16 protein-coding genes and 2 pseudogenes are annotated in these 20,475 nt (G+C 74.7%); 13 read left to right on the forward strand and 5 right to left on the reverse strand.

Annotated elements, in window-relative coordinates:
- Window positions 1-14: 14 nt before the first annotated feature.
- On the forward strand, window positions 15-2,594 hold the full coding sequence (gene pheT, locus KBX06_RS12475) for a phenylalanine--tRNA ligase subunit beta (protein WP_210834634.1): 2,580 nt from the start codon (window positions 15-17) through the stop codon (window positions 2,592-2,594).
- A 157-nt stretch (window positions 2,595-2,751) separates the two neighbouring features.
- On the forward strand, window positions 2,752-3,330 hold the full coding sequence (locus tag KBX06_RS12480; protein WP_210834635.1) for a hypothetical protein: 579 nt from the start codon (window positions 2,752-2,754) through the stop codon (window positions 3,328-3,330).
- A 64-nt stretch (window positions 3,331-3,394) separates the two neighbouring features.
- Here KBX06_RS12480 and KBX06_RS12485 read toward each other — a convergent pair whose 3' ends face one another.
- Complete coding sequence (locus KBX06_RS12485) at window positions 3,395-4,540, reverse strand: CdaR family transcriptional regulator (RefSeq protein WP_210834636.1); 1,146 nt, start codon at window positions 4,538-4,540, stop codon at window positions 3,395-3,397.
- A gap of 269 nt (window positions 4,541-4,809) precedes the next feature.
- On the opposite strand from KBX06_RS12485, the gene KBX06_RS12490 reads away from it, so the two are divergent.
- From KBX06_RS12490 to argH, 9 genes and pseudogenes are all read left to right on the forward strand, one after another.
- On the forward strand, window positions 4,810-6,654 hold the full coding sequence (locus KBX06_RS12490) for a BTAD domain-containing putative transcriptional regulator (RefSeq protein ID WP_210834637.1): 1,845 nt from the start codon (window positions 4,810-4,812) through the stop codon (window positions 6,652-6,654).
- Window positions 6,655-6,752: 98 nt separating this feature from the next.
- Window positions 6,753-7,754 (forward strand): N-acetyl-gamma-glutamyl-phosphate reductase, encoded by a 1,002-nt coding sequence (argC, locus tag KBX06_RS12495; RefSeq protein WP_210834638.1) that lies wholly within the window; start codon window positions 6,753-6,755, stop codon window positions 7,752-7,754.
- Between the two features lie 55 nt (window positions 7,755-7,809).
- Complete coding sequence (argJ, locus tag KBX06_RS12500; protein ID WP_210834639.1) at window positions 7,810-8,982, forward strand: bifunctional glutamate N-acetyltransferase/amino-acid acetyltransferase ArgJ; 1,173 nt, start codon at window positions 7,810-7,812, stop codon at window positions 8,980-8,982.
- Window positions 8,979-9,863 (forward strand): annotated as a pseudogene (gene argB, locus KBX06_RS12505) (acetylglutamate kinase); the annotation flags it as partial. The gene argJ and the pseudogene argB, both read left to right, overlap by 4 nt.
- A 215-nt stretch (window positions 9,864-10,078) precedes the next feature.
- Window positions 10,079-11,365, forward strand: a pseudogene (locus KBX06_RS12515) (acetylornithine transaminase); the annotation flags it as partial.
- Between the two features lie 191 nt (window positions 11,366-11,556).
- A complete protein-coding gene (gene argF, locus KBX06_RS12520) occupies window positions 11,557-12,534 on the forward strand; it encodes an ornithine carbamoyltransferase (protein WP_210834640.1) in 978 nt (325 codons plus the stop codon).
- Complete coding sequence (locus KBX06_RS12525; RefSeq protein ID WP_210834641.1) at window positions 12,531-13,046, forward strand: arginine repressor; 516 nt, start codon at window positions 12,531-12,533, stop codon at window positions 13,044-13,046. Before argF ends, KBX06_RS12525 begins: the two co-directional genes overlap by 4 nt.
- Complete coding sequence (locus tag KBX06_RS12530) at window positions 13,043-14,248, forward strand: argininosuccinate synthase (protein WP_210834642.1); 1,206 nt, start codon at window positions 13,043-13,045, stop codon at window positions 14,246-14,248. Before KBX06_RS12525 ends, KBX06_RS12530 begins: the two co-directional genes overlap by 4 nt.
- Window positions 14,249-14,262: 14 nt before the next feature.
- On the forward strand, window positions 14,263-15,726 hold the full coding sequence (argH, locus tag KBX06_RS12535; RefSeq protein ID WP_210834683.1) for an argininosuccinate lyase: 1,464 nt from the start codon (window positions 14,263-14,265) through the stop codon (window positions 15,724-15,726).
- 41 nt (window positions 15,727-15,767) lie between these two features.
- On the opposite strand, the gene KBX06_RS12540 is transcribed toward argH, so the two are convergent.
- Both KBX06_RS12540 and KBX06_RS27770 read right to left on the reverse strand, forming a co-directional pair.
- Window positions 15,768-16,121 carry an MmcQ/YjbR family DNA-binding protein gene (locus KBX06_RS12540; RefSeq protein ID WP_210834685.1) on the reverse strand — a complete coding sequence of 118 codons (354 nt, stop codon included), beginning with the start codon at window positions 16,119-16,121 and terminating at the stop codon, window positions 15,768-15,770.
- Window positions 16,122-16,171: 50 nt separating this feature from the next.
- Entirely contained in the window at window positions 16,172-16,312 is a 141-nt protein-coding gene (locus KBX06_RS27770) for a hypothetical protein (protein ID WP_247685718.1), read from the reverse strand.
- A gap of 205 nt (window positions 16,313-16,517) precedes the next feature.
- Here KBX06_RS27770 and KBX06_RS12550 point away from each other — a divergent pair, with 205 nt between their 5' ends.
- Window positions 16,518-17,147 carry a DNA-3-methyladenine glycosylase gene (locus KBX06_RS12550; RefSeq protein WP_374225623.1) on the forward strand — a complete coding sequence of 210 codons (630 nt, stop codon included), beginning with the start codon at window positions 16,518-16,520 and terminating at the stop codon, window positions 17,145-17,147.
- Between the two features lie 202 nt (window positions 17,148-17,349).
- The gene (locus KBX06_RS12555) at window positions 17,350-18,486 is read left to right on the forward strand and encodes an LLM class flavin-dependent oxidoreductase (RefSeq protein ID WP_210834644.1); all 1,137 of its coding nucleotides are present in this window, start codon (window positions 17,350-17,352) and stop codon (window positions 18,484-18,486) included.
- 76 nt (window positions 18,487-18,562) lie between these two features.
- Here KBX06_RS12555 and KBX06_RS12560 read toward each other — a convergent pair whose 3' ends face one another.
- Together KBX06_RS12560 and KBX06_RS12565 are read right to left on the reverse strand one after the other, a co-directional pair.
- A complete protein-coding gene (locus KBX06_RS12560) occupies window positions 18,563-19,444 on the reverse strand; it encodes a universal stress protein (RefSeq protein ID WP_210834645.1) in 882 nt (293 codons plus the stop codon).
- A gap of 126 nt (window positions 19,445-19,570) precedes the next feature.
- The gene (locus KBX06_RS12565) at window positions 19,571-20,467 is read right to left on the reverse strand and encodes a universal stress protein (RefSeq protein WP_210834647.1); all 897 of its coding nucleotides are present in this window, start codon (window positions 20,465-20,467) and stop codon (window positions 19,571-19,573) included.
- Window positions 20,468-20,475 lie beyond the last annotated feature (8 nt).

The raw sequence follows: 20,475 nt of genomic DNA on the forward strand, positions 1-20,475 counted from the left end.
CGGTGGTCTGAGTCATGCGAGTTTCTGTCAGTTGGCTTCGGGAGTACGTGGATCTCCCCGCCGGCCTGCCCACGGCCGACCTGGAGCAGGCCCTGGTCGGCCTCGGCATCGAGGTCGAGTCCGTGGCGGACCTGCGGGAGACCGTCACCGGTGCGCTGGTCGTGGGTGAGGTCCTCCAGATCGAGGAGCTGACCGGTTTCAAGAAGCCGATCCGGTTCTGCCGGGTCGACGTCGGCGACGCCAACGGCACCGGCGAGCCGCAGGAGATCGTCTGCGGGGCGCGCAACTTCGTCCCCGGCGACCGGGTCGTGGTGATCCTGCCCGGTGGCGTGCTGCCCGGCGGGTTCGCCATCGGCGCGCGCAGGACGTACGGGCGCAACTCCAACGGCATGATCTGCTCCGCCAAGGAGCTGGGCCTGGGCGACGACCACTCGGGCATCATCGTGCTGCCGGAGGACACCCCCGCCAAGCCGGGCGACGACGCGCGGCCCGTCGTCGGGCTCGACGACGTCGTGGTCGAGGTGGAGATCACCCCGGACCGGGGGTACGCGATGAGCGTCCGCGGCCTGGCCCGGGAGCTGTCGCACGCCCTCGGCGTGCCGTTCCGCGACCCGGGCCTGGCGCCCGCGCCCGGCGGCACCGACACGCCGGCCTACCCGGTCGAGGTGCGCGACACCGTCGGCTGCGACCGGTTCGCCGCCCGCCTCGTGCGTGGCGTCGACCCGGCGGCGCCGACCCCCGGCTGGATGCAGCGGCGGCTCACCGCCGCCGGCATCCGCAGCATCTCGCTGCCGGTCGACATCACCAACTACGTGATGCTCGAGCTGGGCCAGCCGATGCACGCCTTCGACGCCGACCGGATCGCCGGGCCGCTGGTGGTCCGGCGCGCCGGGGCGGGGGAGAAGCTGACCACCCTGGACGGGGTCACCCGCGCCCTCGCGCCCGAGGACATGGTGATCTGCGACGCCGGGCTGCCGAATTCCCTCGCGGGCGAGGGGACCGGCGTTCCGATCTCGCTGGCCGCCGTGATGGGCGGCGAGACCAGCGAGGTCGTCCCCGGGACGGTGAACGTGCTCTTCGAGGCCGCCCACTGGGACGCGGTGATGGTCGGGCGCACGGCCCGCCGGCACAAGCTGTTCAGCGAGGCGGCGAAGCGGTGGGAGCGGGGCGTCGACCCGGCCCTGCCGCTGGTGGCCATCGAGCGGGCGGTCCGGCTGCTCACCGAGCACGCCGGTGGCGCGGCCGGTGACGAGATCCTCGACCTCGACCACGTCCGGCCGCGTACCCCGGTCGTGCTGCCGGTCGACCTGCCGAGCCGGCGGATCGGCGTGAGCTACCCACCGGCGCGGGTGGTGGCCCTGCTCGAGCAGGCCGGCTGCACGGTCGTCCGGGGTGCCGACCGGCTGGCCGAGGACCCGGGCGAGGTCGGCGTGGGCGCCGGTGCCGACGACGCGCTCAGCGTCACCCCGCCGACCTGGCGGCCCGACCTGACCGACCCGGCCGACCTGGTCGAGGAGGTGGTCCGCCTCGACGGGTACGACGAGGTGCCGTCGGTGTTGCCGACCGCGCCGCCCGGCCGGGGTCTGACCTGGCAGCAGCGGCGCCGCCGGGCCGTGGCCCGGTCGCTCGCCGAGCGGGGGTACGTGGAGGTGCTCGCGCACCCGTTCGTCGCCCCCGGGCTGGCCGACCAGCTCGGTCTGCCCGCCGACGACGAACGTCGGCGGGCGGTGCGGCTGGCCAACCCGCTGTCGGAGGAGGAGCCGCTGCTGCGCACCACGCTGCTGGGCCCGCTGCTCGGCATCGTCAGGCGCAACCTCGGCCGGGGCCAGCGCGACCTCGCCCTCTACGAGATCGGCGCGGTGTTCCACCCGCGTCCCGGCGCGGGCCGCCCGCCGACGATGGGCGTGGACCGGCGCCCCACCGACGAGGAGTTCGCCGCCGCCGACGCGGTGGTACCCGACCAGCCCCGGCACGTCGCCGTCGTGCTGACCGGCGACGTCGAACCGGCCGGCTGGTGGGGCGCGGGCCGCCCGGCGGGCTGGGCGGACGCGGTGCAGGCCGGCCGGGACGTGCTGGCCGCCGCCGAGGTCCCCGCCGAGCGGATCGAGGTCCGGGCCGCCGAGCACGCCCCCTGGCACCCCGGCCGGTGCGCCGAGCTGCTGGTCGACGGCACCGTGGTCGGGCACGCCGGCGAGCTGCACCCGGCGGTCGTGGCGGCGCTGGAACTGCCCCGACGGACCAGCGCCATGGAAATCGACCTGGACGTGCTGCCGGCGCCGCCGGTGGCGTCCGCGCCGGTCGTGTCGGGCTTCCCCCCGGCGCTGATCGACGTGGCGCTGGTCGTCGACTCCTCGGTGCCCGCGGAGCAGGTGCAGCAGGCCCTCGTCGAGGGCGCCGGCGGCCTGCTGGAGGGGGTGCGCCTGTTCGACGTGTACGCCTCGGAGCAGCTCGGGGCGGGCCGCAGGTCGCTCGCGTACAAGCTCACCTTCCGGGCGCCGGACCGGACGCTGACGGTAAAGGAGGCGGTGGCCGCCCGCGACGCGGCGGTCGCCCGCGCCGCGGAGCGCTTCGGCGCCACCCTGCGCGGCGGCTGAGCGAGGCCGAGGACCCATCCCACCGGCCGGTGCGGGTGGGGCTGCCCACGTGGGCAGCCCCACCCGCAGGCTCTGCGCACCTGCCCAATGGCCGACGTCCCCCGGCACCGAAGACGATTGATCCAACCCGATCATTGTCTTCCGCGAAAGGGGTGTCATGTCTGCCACACTGCACCGCGCCCGCCGCCTCACCGCACGGGCCCTGACAGCGCTGCTGACCGCCGTCCTCTCGGTCACGCTGGTCACCGTCGGCACCGGATCGCCGGCCCTCGCCGCCCCGGTGTCCGTCCAGGGCGACCGTATGATCATGGCCTACACGTCGTGGGGCAGCACCTACAACGTCGGCTGGTACGACTACCGCCTCAGCCTCGACTACGTCAACGGCCGGCCCAGCGTCTACGGGGCCATCCTGGCCATCCAGCCCTACAACGGGTGGAACGCCGTGGGCTACGGCAGCCAGACGCTGGTGTCGTGCACCAACAACCTGTGGAGTGGCTCCTACTACTATTCCCGCTGCTACGTGAAGGCGAAGATGGAGAAGCCCGGCAACGTCGTCGGCAGCATCACCGGCAGCTACCGCGGCGTCACCTTCAGCGGCGGATACGACTCCGGCAGCGGCCGGTCGTACATGTTCTTCACCGGCGAGGTGACGGTGCGTCGGGACAGCGCCGGGCAGCCGTACACCGTCTGCTACGTGTACGGCAACGCGCGCTGCGTGACCTACTCGGCACCGTGACCGCGCGCTGACGGTGCCGGGGCGGCCGCCGCCCCGGCACCTGCCGTCCGCTGGCCGGGTCCGGTCAGGACGGGCGCAGGCGTCGTGCGGACAGGGCCGCGTTCAGGACCAGCGAGCCTCGGGCCGTGGTGGGCGAGTGGCCGGTCAGTTGGCAGATGCGGTGCAGTCGCAGCTGCAGCGTCCGCCGGTGCAGGAAGAGTGCCCGCGCGGACCGGGTCCGGTCGTAGTCGTGGGCGAAGAAGGTCTCCAGGGTCGCCAGGAGTTCCGGTCGTGCTTCGAGGACGTCGAGCAACCCCGCCAGCCGGTCCGCCGCTGGCCCGGCCTGCGCCACGGCCGACTCGAGGACGACATCGTCGGCACCGTGCAGGCGGGTGTGATCGCCGGTGGCCCCGGCCAGGCGGGCGACCCGTCCGGCCTCGGCGCGCGCCTGCGGTACGTCGCACGGCCGGGCGGCCCACGCCTTGCCGGCCGCGAGGCGTGGTGCGCGGGCGGCCAGCCGTCCGACGACGTCCCGCGCGGTCGACTCGGCGGTGCGACGCTCCGGGTCGGTGTCCGGCGACGCGACGAGGAGGACCAGGTCGGCGTCGTCGACGACCCACAGGACCGTGTCGGGAGGCTCGGCGTCGGCCGGTGCCCCGCGGACGACGACGACCAGGAAGGAGTCGGTGGAGCCGTGCCCACCGACGGCGGGTACGGCGAGGTCGGCGGTCCCGCACACCAACTGCTCCGCCAGCAGGTGGCGGACCTGCGCCGAACCGCGCAGCCGGATCAGTTCCCGGCGGTGCTCGCGCGCCACCACCCGCCGGGCGGGAGCCAGGTTGCGGTGCACCCAGGCGCTGAGGGCCAGCACCTCCTCGGTGCCGGTTTCGTCGACGGCCGACCAGAAGGTCCGTAGGCTGGCACTCACGCAGATCCGCAGGCAACGGTCCAGCATGTCGCCCGAGACCCCGTGCGCGGCGCTGAGCCGACCCTGCTCCCCGGCGAAGGCCAGGTCCTCGTCGGTCCAGGGCTCGTTGCGGGCGGCGAGCGTCAGTTCGCGGCGCAGGAGGATGCCGACGGCGTGTCGGATCGTCGCCCACATTTCGGCCGGCAGTCGTTCGAGCACGGGGAACTCGGCGATGACTGCGGCGTGCACCGCCGCCACGGCCTCCTCGACGTGCGGGGTGAGGCGGCCCGGCAGCACCGTGCCGGCACGGTGAGCAAGGGACAACGGGAACCTCCCGGCTGTGCCGCCGCTCCGGCCGGGTACGGCGGGGCGACTCTGGAACGTGTGGCGGTCAGTGTGCGAAGGGCCGTGTCGGCGGGCAAGAAGGGGCGTCGGGATGTAAGGGCGATGAAAGTGGCCGGGAATCGTCGACCAGGCCGTCACCGCCGCATCGCTCTGCGGGCTTGCGGCGGCCGGACGAGTGACCGAGTCTTATCGATGTGCAACGATCTGCTGGAGCGTCCTGTCGGATCGGGCGACGGGCTCGAGGGCAGGTGTTCGGCGGTGTCGCCTGGGAGGTCGACGGGACACCCGTGCCCGTGGCCGGGCGTCGACGCCCGCTGCTGCTGGGATTGCTGCTGCTGCGCGCCCCGGCGCCGGTGGCCCTGGAGCGCATCGCCACCGCCCTGTGGCCGGACCGGCAGCCCGCCGCGATGCGACCGGCCGCCCAGGTGCAGATCCACCGCCTCCGTCGCGTCCTCGCCGGCGTCGACGACGGCCCCCGACGGATCCGGATGGAGGCCGGCGGTTACGGGTTGGACGTCACCGACCTCGACCTCGACGTGCTGGCCTTCCGCCGGGACCTGCGGGAGGCGCGCAGGCTCGTCGGCGAGGGCCGTGCCGATGTCGCCGCCGATCTTCTCCGCCGTGTCGTCGACCTCTCGGCCGGTCCGGTCCTCGGCGGGGCGTATCCCTCGGTGGCCGGCTGGCCCGAGGTCCGGGACCTGACTCGGGGGCGGCAGGAAGCGATCGACCTCCTCGCGCGCCTGGATCTGGCGGCGGGCCGGGCCGGTGGACCGTGCCGCCAGGTGCGGCGGCTGGGCGTGGGTCCCCCGGCGGCAGGCCTGTCGACGGGCCCCGCACGTGCCGTCGCCGCCCGCCACGCGCTCCTTCGGGCCGCCGACTTCGCCGAGCGGATGGGGGGCCACGGGCAGGCTTACGAATGCCTCCGGGCGGTGCTGGCGACGACCGGGCCGGAGGAGCCCGACCGGCCGGCGCTGTTGCTGCGGCTGGCCGAACACCGCTCCCGGGACACCGGAACGGGGGCCGAGGAGGCGCGGGCGGCGTACCGTCTCTTCGCCGACCGGGGTGACCGGCTCGGCGTGGTGCAGGCCGAGCTGACCATCTCGCGCCTCTTCTGGTACGTGCGTGACGGAGCGGCCGCGACGCGCGCCCTGACTCGGGCGCGCCGTCGTCTCGGCGTTGTTCCCCTGGCGGACTGGCCCGTGCCCATGGCGGCCTCGCTGGTCGGAATGCTCGCGGTCACCGGGCAGGCGAAGGACGGGGTGGACGTGGCGGAGGCCGTCGTCCGTCGTGCCGGTCCGCCCTCGCCCGACTACGAGTGGGCGCGGCTGCTGGGCAACCGGGGCCTGGCCCGGCTCTACCTGGGTCATCCCGCGGCGGTGCGGGACTGCCAGGCCGCGGTGGACGTGCACCGGGCGAGCGCCGGCTGGATCGCGTCCAGCTTCGCGGTCAACCTGATGGACGCGACGGCGACGTCGGGTGATCTCCGGGGCTACCGGGAGGTGCTCGAGTGGGCGGTACCCGCTGCCCGCGCCCGCGGCACCGCCCTGGACCTGCGGCACCTGGAGGCGAACCTCGCCTGGCGTGACTTCTGGGCCGGTGACCTGGTCGCGGCCGACCGGCGGGTCCGACGCTGGCTGGCCTGCGAGGACGGCCACTTCCTGACCGACCGTTGCCTGTGGCTGCGGGGACGGCTGGCACTGCTGTCGGGTGACCGGCGGGGGGCGGCCGGTGTGCTGGAGCGACTGGCCGCGTCCACCTCGCAGGGCTCGCTCTGGTCGGCGGCGCTGTACCGGCCATTGCTGGCCGCGGCGGTCGCCCGGCGACGGAGGTCATCCGCCCGGCTCGGCCACCTCGTGGAGGAGGCGGTCGACGTCGTCGGGTCCGGCTTCGTCCCCGCCGAGGTCGGGGTGGTGCTGCCGGCTCTACTGCGCTCGTACGGCATGCCGACCAGCCTGCTCGGGGCCGCCGCGCCCACCGGTTGGCGGGAGGCCGCCGAGGCTTACGTGTGCGGCGATCGTCTCCGCGCGGCGGGGCTCTACCGGCAGATCGGCAGCAGGCCCGACGAGCGATGGTGTCGTCGGCATGACGGGTGACCCGCTTTCCGTGACATCATCATGCAATCCGATGCATGATGTTGCAGTGTGTGGCGACGCCCTGCTAGCCTCCCCTGCATAGTCATGCGGAGGTGGGGATGGGTATCCGAGTCGCGGTCGCCGGAGCGAGCGGCTACGCCGGGGGCGAGCTGATCCGACTGGTCGCCGGGCATCCGGAGTTCGACCTGGTCGCCGCAACCGCGCACAGCCAGGCCGGGCACCGGCTCGACGTCGTACACCCGCAGCTCGCCGGCCTGGACATGGTCCTCGGTGAGACGGACGCGGCGGCGCTGGCCGAGGCGGACCTGGTCTTCCTGGCCCTGCCGCACGGCCAGTCGGCGGCCCTGGCGGCCCAGCTCCCGCCCGAGGTCCGCGTCGTGGACCTGGGCGCCGACCATCGCCTCGCCGACCCGTACGCCTGGGCCAACTACTACGGCGGCACGCACGCCGGGCCGTGGACCTACGGCCTGCCCGAGCTGCCCGGCCAGCGGGAGCTGATCGCCGGCGCCACCCGGGTCGCCAACACCGGCTGCTACGCCGCCGCGATCATCCTGGCCCTCGCCCCGCTGGTCGCCGCCGGTGCCGCCGCCCCGGCCGACGTGGTGGTCGTGGCTGCCTCCGGCACCTCCGGTGCCGGCAAGGCGGCCAGACCGCACCTGCTCGGCAGCGAGGTGATGGGCGACCTGTCGCCCTACCGCGTGGGCACCCACCAGCACGTCCCGGAGATCAAGCAGGCCACCGGCGCGACGGGCCTTTCGCTCACGCCTGTGCTCGCGCCGATGCCCCGGGGCATCCTCGCCACGGTGACCGCCGTACCGGCCCGGGGCGTCGACCCGCGTGCGGTGCTCGCCGAGGCCTACGCGGACGCGCCCTTCGTGCACGTCCTGCCGGAGGGCGCCTGGCCGCACACCGCCGCCACCCTGGGCTCCAACTCGTGCCACCTGCAGGCCACCGTCGACGTCGACTCCCGCCGGTCGATCGTGCTGAGCGCGCTGGACAACCTCGGCAAGGGCGCCGCCGGCCAGGCCGTGCAGAACGCCAACCTCATGTGCGGCCTGCCGGAGACGACGGGCCTGTCCGTCTGGGGGATCGCGCCGTGAGCGCGAGGAGTGCGGCGCGGCGGAGCCCCGCGGTCGCGAACGAAGGAGCAGCACGGTGAGTGTCACGACTCCGCGGGGGTTCCGGGCGGCCGGGGTGGCCGCCGGGCTCAAGGCCAGCGGCGCGAGCGACGTCGCGCTGGTCGTCAACGACGGCCCGGACGCCGGTGTCGCCGGCGTCTTCACCGCCAACCGGGTGAAGGCCGCGCCGGTGCTCTGGACCCAGCAGGTGGTGCGCGGCGGGGTGGCGCGCGCCGTGGTGCTCAACTCCGGCGGCGCCAACGCCTGCACGGGCCCGGCCGGCTTCCAGGACACCCACGCCACCGCCGAGCACACCGCCGCCGCGCTCACCTCGGCCAGCGCCCGGCTGATGCTCGGCGCCGCCGACGTGGCGGTCTGTTCGACCGGCCTGATCGGCGAGCGGCTGCCCATGCAGAAGCTGCTCCCCGGCGTACGCTCGGCGATCCGTCGGCTTTCGCGCGACGGCGGCCCGGCCGCCGCCGAAGCGATCATGACAACGGACACCCGCCCCAAGACCGCGGTGGCCCGGGGCAGCGGCTGGACGGTCGGCGGCATGGCCAAGGGCGCCGGCATGCTCGCGCCGGCGATGGCCACCATGCTCTGCGTGTTGACCACCGACGCGGTGGCCGGACCCGAGGACCTCGACACCGCCCTGCGCCAGGCGTGCCGGGTCACGTTCGACCGGATCGACTCCGACGGCTGCATGTCGACCAACGACACGGTGCTGCTGCTGGCCAGCGGCGCGAGTGGCATCGCACCGACTCCGGCCGAGCTGGCGGCCGCGGTCACCGCCGCCGCCCACGACCTGGCCCAGCAGCTCGTCGCCGACGCCGAGGGCGCCACCAAGCAGATCGCCGTCGACGTGGTCGGCGCGGCCAGCGAGGACGACGCCGTCGAGGTGGGGCGGTCGGTGGCCCGCAACAACCTGGTCAAGACCGCGCTGTTCGGCAACGACCCGAACTGGGGCCGGATCCTCGCCGCCGTCGGTACCACCGCCGCCGCGTTCGAGCCCGACGGGGTCGACGTCGCCGTCAACGGCGTCTGGGTGTGCCGTTCCGGCGCCGCCGCCGAGGACCGGTCGAAGGTCGACCTGGCCGGGCGGGACGTCACCATCCGGATCGACCTGCACGCCGGCGCCGCCGAGGCCACGATCTGGACCAACGACCTGTCCCACGCGTACGTGCACGAGAACTCGGCCTACTCGACATGAGCCTCTCCACCGATCTCGCCCGCGCCCAGGCGAAGGCGGCCACGCTGATCGAGGCGCTGCCCTGGCTGGCCCGTTTCTCCGGCTCGACCCTCGTGGTCAAGTACGGCGGCAACGCGATGGTCGACCCCGAGCTGCAACGGGCCTTCGCCGCCGACATGGTCTTCCTGCGCTACGCCGGCCTCCGGCCGGTCGTGGTGCACGGGGGCGGTCCGCAGATCTCCGCCATGCTCGGCCGGCTGGGCATCGCCAGCGAGTTCCGGGGCGGCCTGCGGGTCACCACCCCGGAGGCGATGGACGTGGTCCGGATGGTGCTGGTCGGCCAGGTCGGCCGGGAACTCGTCGGCCTGATCAACGCCCACGGGCCGTTCGCGGTGGGCCTCTCCGGCGAGGACGCCGGGCTGTTCACCGCCGTGCGGCGGCCCGCGTACGTCGACGGGGAGGCGGTCGACGTCGGGCAGGTCGGCGACGTCGAGTCGGTCGACGCCTCGGCGGTCACCGACCTGATCGCGGCCGGCCGCATCCCGGTGATCTCCACCGTGGCGCCCGACGCCGACGGGGTGCTGCACAACCTGAACGCCGACACCGCCGCCGCCGCGCTCGCCGTCGCCCTCGACGCCCGCAAGCTGGTCGTCCTCACCGACGTGCCCGGCCTCTACGCCGACTGGCCCGACACCGACAGCCTGGTCAGCGAGATCACTGTGGACGAGTTGGCGGCGCTGCTGCCGTCGCTGTCCAGTGGCATGGTGCCGAAGATGGAGGCGTGCCTGCGAGCGGTGCGGCAGGGGGTACCGGCCGCGCACGTCGTCGACGGCCGGGTGGCCCACTCCACGCTGCTGGAGGTCTTCACCTCCGAAGGATTCGGCACCATGGTCGTGAGCGCGAGGAGTGAGCTTGCGAGCCCCGCAGTCGTGAACCAGGACGGCGCGGTGAGCGCGAGGAGTGAGCTTGCGAGCCCCGCAGTCGTGAACCAGGACGGCGCGGTGAGCGCGAGGAGTGAGCTTGCGAGCCCCGCAGTCGTGAACCAGGACGGCGCGGTGAGCGCGAGGAGTGCATCCGCGAGCCCCGTGGACGCCAACCAGGAAGGCAGGGTCGCCGGATGAGCACGCTCGTCGAGCGCTGGGCGCAGTCCATGATGGACAATTACGGCACGCCGCCGCTCGCCCTCGTCAGCGGCTGCGGCGCCGTCGTGGTCGACGACGCCGGCCGGAGGTACGTCGACCTCGTCGGCGGCATCGCGGTCAACGCCCTCGGGCATGCCCACCCGGCCGTGGTGGCGGCCGTGTCGAAGCAGGTCGCCACCCTCGGGCACGTCTCCAACCTCTACGTCGCCGAACCGCCGGTGGCCCTCGCCGAGCTGCTGCTGGCCCTGGCCGGGCGACCCGGGCGGGTCTTCTTCGGCAACTCGGGTGCGGAGGCCAACGAGGCGGCGTTCAAGCTCTCCCGGCTCACCGGCCGTTCGCACGTGGTCGCCACCCGGGGCGGTTTCCACGGGCGGACCATGGGCGCGCTCGCCCTCACCGGCCAGCCGGCCAAGGCCGACCCGTTCCGCCCGTTGCCCGGCGAGGTGACCCACGTCGACTACGGCGACGTGGCGGCCCTGGAGGCGGCGGTCACCGACGCCACCGCCATGGTGATCCTGGAGCCGGTGCAGGGGGAGGGCGGCGTGGTGGTCCCGCCGGCCGGCTACCTGGCCGCCGCGCGCCGGATCACCGCCCGGCACGGCACGCTGCTGGTGCTCGACGAGGTGCAGACCGGCGTCGGGCGCACCGGGCACTGGTTCGCGTACCAGGCCGAGGGTGTCGAGCCCGACGTGGTGACCCTGGCCAAGGGGCTCGGCGGCGGGCTGCCGATCGGCGCCTGCCTGGCCTTCGGCCGCGCCGCCGAGCTGCTCGCCCCCGGTTCGCACGGCACCACCTTCGGCGGCAACCCGGTGAGCTGCGCAGCCGCCCTCGCCGTGGTGTCGACCATCGCCAGCGAGGGGCTGCTCGATCACGTCAAACGGGTCGGCGAGCGGCTGCGTCGGGGGATCGAGGCGCTGGGCCACCCGCTGGTCGACGGCGTACGCGGCGCGGGCCTGCTGCTCGGTGTGGTGCTCGCCGCGCCCGTCGCGAAGGTGCTCGCCGAGGCGCTGCGCGAGGCCGGCTTCCTGGTCAACCCGGTGCAGCCCGGCGTCGTACGGCTCGCTCCGCCGCTGATCCTCACCGTCGCCCAGGCCGACGCCTTCCTGGCCGCCCTCCCGGCCGCTCTCGACGCGGCGTCCCCGGCCGCCGCTGCCGCCTCCGTCCCGGCTGCTGCCGGCGCGTCCCCGGCTGCCGCCGGCTCCGCATTGGATCTTGGTGAGGAACGGCCCCTCCAGGGGCCGGAACCTACCAAGATCTCGACGCCGCCCGCCGTGCCCACGCCGCCTACCGCGTCCACGCCGCCTACCGCGTCCACGCCGCCTACCGCGTCCACGCCGCCTACCGCGTCCACGCCGCCTACCGCGTCCACGCCGCCTACCGCGCCTACGCCGGCCGCCGTGCCCACGCCCGCCGCACCCACCGTGGCGATGCCGAACACGACGGAGGCGGGCGCGTGATCCGGCACTTCCTGCGCGACGACGACCTGACCCCCGCCGAGCAGTCGGCCGTGCTCGACCTCGCGACCCGGATGAAGGCCGACCGGTTCGGCCACCGGCCGCTGGCCGGGCCCCGGTCGGTGGCGGTGCTGTTCGACAAGCAGAGCCTGCGTACCCGCTTCTCGTTCGACGTCGGCATCGCCGAGTTGGGTGGGCACCCGCTCGTGGTGGACACCCAGGTCACCCACTTCGGGCGGGGCGAGACCCTCGCCGACGCGGGCCGGGTGCTGTCCCGCTACGTCGCGGCGATCGTGCTGCGTACCCACGGCGACGACCGGATCGCCGAGGTCGCCGACGGCGCCTCCGTGCCGGTGGTCAACGCGCTGACCGACGGCTTCCACCCCTGCCAGCTCCTGGCCGACCTGCTCACCGTCCGCGAGCACTGCGGCGGCACCGCCGGGCGGACCCTGGCGTACATCGGCGACGCGGGGAACAACCTGGCCCACTCGTACCTGCTCGCCGGGGCGACCGCCGGCATGCACGTACGGGTCGCCGGGCCGGCCGGCTTCGGCCCCGACCCGCAGGTGCTCACCCGGGCCGCGAAGATCGCCGCCGACACCGGGGGTTCGGTGCGGGCGTCGACCGATCCGGTGGCGGCGGTGGCCGGCGCCGACGTGGTCGCCACGGACACCTGGACCTCGATGGGCCAGGAGGACGACGGGCTGGACCGGATCACCCCGTTCCTGCCGTACCAGGTCAACGCCGCGCTGCTCGGGCACGCCGCGCCCGACGCCGTCGTGCTGCACTGCCTGCCCGCGCACCGGGGCGAGGAGATCACCGACGAGGTGCTCGACGGCCCGCGCAGCGTGGTGTTCGACCAGGCGGAGAATCGGCTGCACGCCCAGAAGGCGCTGCTGACGTTCCTCCTCGGGGCCGCGCCCGCCGCCCCGGACGCGACGGCGCCGGGCGTCGTCGTGACCAGGGAGACACCATGACCGCCCCGTTGACCCGCGCCGCCCGGCACGCCCGCATCGTCGAGCTGATCCGGGACCAGGCGATCCACTCGCAGACCGAGCTGGCCGACCTGCTCTCCGGCGACGGCATCCAGGTCACCCAGGCCACCCTCTCCCGGGACCTCAAGGAGCTGGGCGCGGTCACCGCGCGCGGTGGGGACGGGCGGGCCGTCTACCTGATCCCCGAGGACGGCCACCGGCCGCTGCGCGATGCCGAGGCGGCACCGGCCCGGCTGGTCCGGCTGCTGCGGGAGCTGCTCAACGGGGTCGACGCCAGCGGCAACATCGCCGTACTGCGCACCCCGCCGGGCGCAGCCCACTACCTGGCCAGCGCGTTGGACCGGGCGGGCCTGCCCGAGGTCGTCGGCACCATCGCCGGCGACGACACCATCCTCGTCGTAGCCCGCGAGGCCGTCGGCGGGGCCGCGCTCGGCGACAAGCTCGCCGGCTGGGCCCGCCGCGAAGAGAACGTCGAAGGGAACACCACACCATGACCGAGCGGGTCGTCCTCGCCTACTCCGGGGGCCTCGACACCTCCGTCGCCATTCCGTACCTGGCCGACCAGACCGGCGCCGAGGTGATCGCGGTGGCGGTCGACGTCGGGCAGGGCGGCGAGGACCTCGACGCCATCCGGCAGCGCGCCCTGGACTGCGGCGCCGTGGAGTCGGAGGTCATCGACGCCCGTGACGAGTTCGCCGCCGGGTACTGCCTGCCGGCCATCCGCGCGAACGCGCTCTACATGGGCCGCTATCCGCTGGTCTCCGCGCTGTCCCGGCCGCTGATCGCCAAGCACCTGGTGGCCGCGGCCCGCAAGCACGGCGGGACCATCGTGTCGCACGGCTGCACCGGCAAGGGCAACGACCAGGTCCGCTTCGAGGTCGGCCTCGGCGCGCTCGCGCCCGACCTGAGGATCGTCGCGCCGGCCCGGGACTTCGCCTGGACCCGGGACAAGGCGATCGCCTTCGCCGAGGAGAAGGGGCTGCCGATCGACGTGTCGGCGAAGTCGCCGTACTCCGTCGACCAGAACCTGTGGGGCCGCGCCGTCGAGACCGGCTTCCTGGAGGACATCTGGAATCCCCCGGTCGAGGACCTGTACTCGTACACCTGCGACCCGGCGCAGGAACGCGACGCCGACGACGTCGTGATCACCTTCGACGCCGGCGTCCCGGTGGCGATCGACGGCGAGACCGTCACCCCGTACCAGGCGATCCTGGAGCTCAACCGGCGCGCGGGCGCCCAGGGCGTGGGCCGGCTCGACATGGTCGAGGACCGCCTCGTCGGCATCAAGAGCCGTGAGGTGTACGAGGCGCCCGCCGCCATCGCGCTCATCACCGCCCACCAGGAGTTGGAGGCGGTGACGGTGGAGCGGGACCTGGCCCGGTTCAAGCGCGGCGTCGACCAGCGCTGGGGCGAGCTGGTCTACGACGGCCTCTGGTTCTCCCCGCTGAAGCGCTCGCTCGACGCGTTCATCGAAGACGCGCAGCGGCACGTCACCGGCGAGGTGCGGCTGACCCTGCACGGCGGCCGGGCCACCGTCACCGGGCGCCGCTCCGAGGCCAGCCTCTACGACTTCGGCATGGCCACCTACGACACCGGGGACACCTTCGACCAGTCACTGGCCAAGGGCTTCGTGCAACTCTGGGGTCTGCCCAGCAAGATGGCCGCCGCGCGGGACGCCCGGTTGGGCGGCTGCTGACCGTGGCCACCACAATAGGCGGCGTGGACGACAAGAGCCTGACCGAGAACAGCGCCGCCACCAACCGCACGAGCCTGTGGGGCGGCCGGTTCGCCGGCGGCCCCGCCGAGGCCCTGGCCCGACTGTCGGTGAGCGTGCAGTTCGACTGGCGGCTGGCCCCGTACGACATCGCGGCGTCCCGGGCGCACGCCCGGGTGCTCGCCGGGGCCGGCCTGCTCGATCCGGAGGAACTGGGCCGGATCCTCGCCGCCCTGGACGACCTGGAGGCGGCCTGCGCCTCCGGGCAGTTCCGCCCCACGGTCGACGACGAGGACGTGCACACCGCCCTGGAGCGGGGGCTGCTGGAGCGGCTCGGCAGCCTCGGCGGCAAGCTGCGCGCCGGCCGGTCCCGTAACGACCAGGTCGCCACCGACCTGCGGCTCTACCTGCGCGACCACGCCCGGGGCGTGGCGGGTCGGCTGGTCGAGCTGGCCGAGGCACTGGTCGAGCAGGCCGAACGGCACGTGGAGACCGCCGCGCCGGGCATGACGCACCTGCAGCACGCCCAGCCGGTCACCTTCGGACACTGGCTGCTGGCGCACGTGCAGCCGCTGCTGCGCGACCTGGAGCGGCTGCGCGACTGGGACCACCGTACTGCGGTCAGCCCGCTCGGCGCGGGCGCGCTCGCCGGCTCCGGCCTGCCGCTGGACCCGGTGGCCGTCTCCAAGGAGCTGGGCTTCCGCACGTCCTTTGCCAACTCGATGGACGCCGTGGCGGACCGGGACTTCGTCGCCGAGTTCCTCTTCGTCACGGCGATGACCGGGGTGCACCTGTCCCGCCTCGGCGAGGAGGTGGTGCTCTGGACGTCGCAGGAGTTCGGCTGGGTGGAGCTGGACGACGCGTTCGCCACCGGCTCGTCGATCATGCCGCAGAAGAAGAACGCGGACATCGCCGAGCTGGCCCGGGGCAAGTCCGGCCGGCTCGTCGGCGGGCTGATGAGCGTGCTGACGATGCTCAAGGGCCTGCCGATGGCCTACGACCGGGACATGCAGGAGGACAAGGAGCCGGCGTTCGACGCGGTCGACACCCTGGAGCTGCTGCTGCCGGCCCTCGCCGGGATGATCTCCACGATGACCGTACGCGCCGACCGCCTGGTCGCCGCCGCGCCGGTCGGCTTCTCGCTCGCCACCGAGGTCGCGGACTGGCTGGTCCGCCGCAACGTGCCGTTCCGCGACGCGCACGAGATCACCGGGAGGCTGGTGGCGCTCTGCGCGGCCCGCGACTGCGCCCTCGACGAGGTCTCCGACGACGACCTCGCGGCGGTCAGCGAGCACCTCGACCCGTCGGTGCGCGACGTGCTCTCGGTCCGCTCGGCGCTCGCCGCCCGGATCACGCCGGGCTCGACCGGCCCGGGGCCGGTCGCCGACCAGCTCGCCACCGCCGCCGACCAGCTCGCCGGCTGGCGGGAGTGGGCCGCCGAGCGGGTCGTGCCCCGCTGAGGTCGCCGACCCCGCGCGGCGCCGACGGTGCCGCGCGGGGTTCAGCCCGCCGGGCGCTCCCGCTTCGGCAGCTTCGCCACCACCGCGTCGTACGAGTCGTCGACCGCCTCGGTCAGCTCCTCTTCGCCGATTCCGCCGGCCAGGCGCAGCGTGTTCCAGCCGGAGCGCCCGATGTACGGCGACGGTCGCGCGTCGCCCGGGTGCCGGTGCAGCCACTCGTCGGCCACCTCCCGGCTCGGGCCGCACTTCACCCCGACGGTCGGGTCGCCTCCGGCGGAGCCGAGGAAGGCGAAGATCCGGCTGCCGACCTTGACCACCTCGTCGTCCTGCCACGGCTGGTCCAGCCAGGCCCCCGGCTTTTCCAGGCAGTACGCCAGCATCTCCTCGCGCGTCATCGCGTCCTCCTCGACACCGGTCACGGGCCCAGTCTCGCCCATCGGGGGCGTCACCCGGTGGCGGCGGTGCGGGCGCAGAGCCGTTCGTGGCGCTGTTTGGCGGCCTGCGCGCTGCCGAGGCCGAGCCCGAACGCGATCTGCTGCCAGGTCAGCCCGCGGCCGCGGGCCAGCGTCAGCAGCCCCGCCTCCATCGCGTCGACCTCGGCGCGCAGGTGCGGGGCGAGGGTGAGTGCCGCGACGAGGTCGGCGTCGTCGACCGGTTCCTCGCCGGGCTCGGTCTCGGCCCCACCGGCGGCCAGGGCGGTACCACGTCAACAAGATGTCGTCAAGGCAGTATTGAGAGACTGGATCGCCGAGCGGCGGCCGGTCGCTGCGGCGGATAGGGTCGTTGCCGTGGTGGCGTACTCCGACCGCCGCCCCGCCGACCTCGCGGGGCTGGCCGACCTGCTCGCCGGTGCGGTGGTGCCGGCCGCCCGGGGCCTGCTCGGCTGTCGGCTCACCGCCGGCGACGTCACCGTCCGGATCACCGAGGTCGAGGCGTACGCCGGGACGGCCGGCGACCCGGCGTCGCACGCGCACCGGGGCCGCACCCCGCGCAACGCCGTCATGTTCGGGCCGGCGGGGCACGCCTACGTCTACTTCACCTACGGCATGCACTGGTGCATGAACGTGGTCACCGGCCCCGACGGGGAGGCCTCGGCGGTGCTGCTGCGCGCCGGTGAGGTGGTCGACGGCGTCGAGACGGCCCACGCCCGGCGCCCCGCCGTACGCCGGGACGTCGACCTCGCGCGCGGGCCCGCCCGGCTCTGCGCGGCGCTGGGCGTCGACCGGAGCGCCTACGGCCGCTGGCTGCTCGGCGACGGCCCGCTCCGGCTGCGCCCGGCCGACCTGCCGGTGCCCGCGGACGCGGTCGCCGCCGGGCCCCGGGTCGGCGTCACCGGCGCGCACGACGTGCCGTGGCGGTTCTGGATCGCCGGCGACCCGACCGTGAGCGCCTACCGCCGGCACGTGCCCCGCAGCCGCTGACTCCGTGGTCGCATCCGGCGGGGCTGCCCGGGTGGCGGCCCCTGGGCTGCCCGACGGCGACCGCCGCACGATCAGCGTGGGTGGCGTGACGGCGGCCACCGGCGGCACCGCCGGCCGTGGAATAGTTGACTCGTCAAATATGTTGTGTCGGGCGTCCGGGTGCCGCAGCGGCCCCGGCCAGGGACGACGCGAGGAGCTGGTCATGCAGTTCGGAGTCTTCACCGTCGGCGACGTCACGGTCGACCCGACCACCGGTCGCGAGCCGACCGAGCATGAGCGGATCAAGGCGATGGTCGCCATCGCGCTCAAGGCCGAGGAGGTCGGCCTGGACGTCTTCGCCACCGGCGAGCACCACAACCCGCCGTTCGTGCCGTCGTCGCCGACCACCATGCTGGGCTTCGTCGCCGCCCGCACCGAGCGCCTGCTGCTCTCCACCGCCACCACGCTGATCACCACCAACGACCCGGTGAAGATCGCCGAGGACTACGCGATGCTCCAGCACCTCGCGGACGGCCGGGTGGACCTGATGATGGGGCGCGGCAACACCGGCCCGGTCTACCCGTGGTTCGGCCAGGACATCCGCAACGGCATCCCCCTGGCCATCGAGAACTACGACCTGCTGCACCGGCTCTGGCGCGAGGACGTCGTCGACTGGAAGGGCCGCTTCCGCGCGCCGCTGCAGTCGTTCACGTCGACGCCGCGTCCGCTCGACGGCGTGCCGCCGTTCGTCTGGCACGGCTCGATCCGCAGCCCCGAGATCGCCGAGCAGGCCGCCTACTACGGCGACGGCTTCTTCGCCAACCACATCTTCTGGCCCCCGGAGCACACCCAGCGGATGGTCGGGCTCTACCGGCAGCGCTACGCCCACCACGGCCACGGCTCCGCCGACCAGGCCATCGTGGGCCTCGGCGGGCAGGTGTTCATGCGGCGCAACTCGCAGGACGCGGTGCGGGAGTTCCGCCCCTACTTCGACAACGCGCCCGTCTACGGGCACGGCCCGTCGCTGGAGGAGTTCACCGCCCAGACCCCGCTGACCGTGGGCAGCCCGCAGCAGGTCATCGACCGCACCCTGGGCTTCCGCGACTACGTCGGCGACTACCAGCGGCAGCTGTTCCTCATGGACCACGCCGGCCTGCCGCTGAAGACCGTGCTGGAGCAGCTCGACCTGCTCGGCGAGGAGGTCGTCCCCGTGCTGCGCAAGGAGTTCGAGTCGCTGCGTCCCGCGCACGTGCCCGCCGCGCCCACCCACGCGTCGCTGCGCGCCGCCGCCAGCGCGGACCGGGAGGCCGCCGCCGAGGGCGGCGCCGCCGACCGTGCCGGGGCGGAGGCGGGCCGATGACCCGCCGCACCCTCGCCGGGACCGCTGACGGCCGCCGACCCGCCGACCCGATCCGGCGCCGGCGGGTCGGGGCACGTCAGCGGGCGTGACCGTACGGGCGGGCCACCAGCACCGGGCAGCGCGCGTGCTGCACGAGGGACTGGCTGACCGAGCCGAGCAGCAGCCCGGCGAACCCACCCCGGCCCCGGGAACCGACCACCACCAGCGCCGCGTCCCCGCTGGCCTCGACGAGCGCCTGCTCGGCCTCCGGCGCCCGCAGCATCCGTTCCTCGACGGCCAGCCCCGGGTGGCTGCCCCGTACGGCCGCCGCGGCCGTCGCCAGCAGCTCGGCGGACTCCGCGCCCGTGGCGGCGTGCGCCCCGGTCGTCCCGTCCGCCACCGGGCCGGCCCCGTCCGGCGGCTGGACGTGCACCAGCACCAGCCCGTCGCCGCGGCGGGCCGCCTCGTCGGCCGCGTACCCGACCGCCAGCTCGGCGGGCTCGGACCCGTCCACCCCGACCAGTACCGGCCCGGCGACCGGGATCGGCTCCTCGGCGGGGCGCACCACCAGCACCGGACAGTGCGCGTGGGCGGCCACCTGCGTGCCGACCGAGCCGAGCAGCAGCCCGGCGAAACCGCCCAGCCCCCGGCTGCCCACCACCACCAGCTCGGCCCGCCGGGACTCCTCGACCAGCGTGGCCCCCGGCCCGCCCGCCACCTGACGCACCTCGACGACCAGCCCGGGACAGCGCTCGGCGAGGTCCGCCGCTGTCGTCTCCAACATCTTCTGCGCCTCCTCGGTCGGCGCCGGCAACCCCACGTCGTACGGGTTGACCGGCACGCCGTAACCGAGCGGATGCAGGTAGCCGTGCACCAGGTGCAGGGGGCGGGACCGCAGCACGGCGGCCCGCGCGGCGTGCTCCGCCGCCAGCAGGCTCGGCGGCGATCCGTCCACACCCACCACGACGGGTCGGTTCATGAGCCCTCCCAAAGGTCGATCACGTCATTGTGGACGGGGCACCGCCGACCCGCCGGCATTTGCGCCGACGCCGTCGCGTCAGCCGGGGGAGCGGCCGACGCGACGGCGTCGCGGTGCGGTGACGGATCAGGACGCGTCGGCCTGCTTCGGGTGCCGCACGATCACCAGCGGGCAGTGCGCGTGGTGCAGCGCCGCGTGGCTGACCGAGCCGAGCAGCAGCCCGCCCAGCGCGCCCCGCCCGCGCGCCCCCACGACGACCAGCTGGGCCTTCTTCGACTCCTCGACCAGCACGCCGCCGGGGGAGCCCCGGACCAGTCGGTGCTGCGCCGGCACGTCGGGGTAGCGCTCGGCGAAGCCGGCGAGGGACTCCGCGAGGGCGCGTTCCTCGTCGGCGGCGAGGGCGTCCAGGTCGTACACCAGGGGCAGGATGTCGCCCGGGCCGACCGGCGTGGGGTAGAGCCAGGCCTGCACCGCGACCAGCGGGGCGCCCCGGCGACTGGCCTCCTCGAAGGCGAACGCGACGGCCTCGAGGGAACACTCGGAGCCGTCGACGCCCACCACGACCGGGCCGTCGGCGCGCTCCTCGCCGCGCACCACCAGGACGGGGACCCGCGCGTGGGCGGCGACCTGCACGGTGACGGAGCCGAGCAGCAGCCCGGCGAAGCCGCCCAGGCCCCGGTGGCCCAGCACCAGCAGGGCGGCGTCCCGCGACTCCTCGAGCAGGACGGGGGTCGCCGCGCCGTCGACCACCACGCCGGTCACCGGCACGTCCGGGGCGGTCCTGGTGGCCGCGGCGATCGCCTCGGAGACGAACCGCTCGGCCTGGTTGCGCAGGCCGGCGCCGGCCGGCGCGCCCTCCGCGGCACCGAGCGGGGCGCGCGTCAGGGGCCAGACGAAGGCGTGCACGACCCGCAGCGGACGCTGCCGGTCGGCCGCCTCCCGCGCCGCCACCCGGACCGCGTCCAGTGCGGCGGCCGAACCGTCCACACCCACCACGACGGGGGCACCGGTCTTGATGGTCATCGACTCCT

This window comes from Micromonospora sp. C31 (assembly GCF_018070575.1).
Taxonomy (GTDB): Bacteria; Actinomycetota; Actinomycetes; order Mycobacteriales; family Micromonosporaceae; genus Micromonospora.